Origin of the sequence: Deinococcus multiflagellatus (assembly GCF_020166415.1) — a bacterium.
In the GTDB taxonomy this organism is placed as follows: Bacteria; Deinococcota; Deinococci; order Deinococcales; family Deinococcaceae; genus Deinococcus; species Deinococcus multiflagellatus.
Map to the genome: position 1 here is coordinate 1 of NZ_JAIQXV010000072.1, position 728 is coordinate 728.

The window sequence follows — 728 nt, forward strand, 5'->3', positions numbered from 1 at the left end:
AGTGATAAGGATTCCGGTTGATCAGTTATGGAAGAACGGATAAACCCGACCAGAGGGACTCGCAGAGCGGCGCAGCAGAGAAGGAAAAACGGTGACGGATGGGCGTGGAAGCACCGAAGCGACGCGGAGGGGCTGGAACGGAAAATCCGGAAGCCGTATCAGTCATGTCGTGACCGCAGACACCACGGTTCCATCTCTGGCGCCAGGTGAAGGGACGCTGCAGACGTGCAGGCGTCCTTCGCCCTTAGACACAGCTGCACCTCAGATGCTGGGGACGGAGGGCTCCTCCGGCCTCAGATGACTTCAGTCCCAGGGTGGGGAGGCGCCGCCCACGCCAGGAACGCGGCGAGGTCTGCGGCCTGCTGCTTGAGGCTGGGCAGGTGCACATACATCATGTGCCCGGCCTCGTAGAACGTCTCGCGGACGTTGCCGCGCAGGCTGGGGTCCAGCTGCAGGTGGTCGAGGGTGTGGCGCGCCGCGTGATAGGGCGTGGCAAAGTCGAAATACCCCGACGCCACCAGCACCTTGAGGTGCGGGTTCTGGTGTATGGCGCGGCGCAGGGTGTCTGAAACACGCACATGCTTGTTCTCGAACTCCTTGTAACTCCAGGGACGCACCCGGCCGCTCAGAATCTCGTAGGGCAGATCAGATTCAAAACCCAGTTCCAGGCGGACGTAATGGTTCATGGCGGCTGTATAGGGGCCCAGAATCGCGCTCATGCTGGGGTC

Annotated in this window: 1 pseudogene; it reads right to left on the bottom strand. The window is 62.1% G+C overall.

From position 1 onward, the window contains the following. Positions 1–293 precede the first annotated feature (293 nt). Positions 294–728: pseudogene (locus tag K7W41_RS23360) on the bottom strand (peptidase S10); the annotation flags it as partial.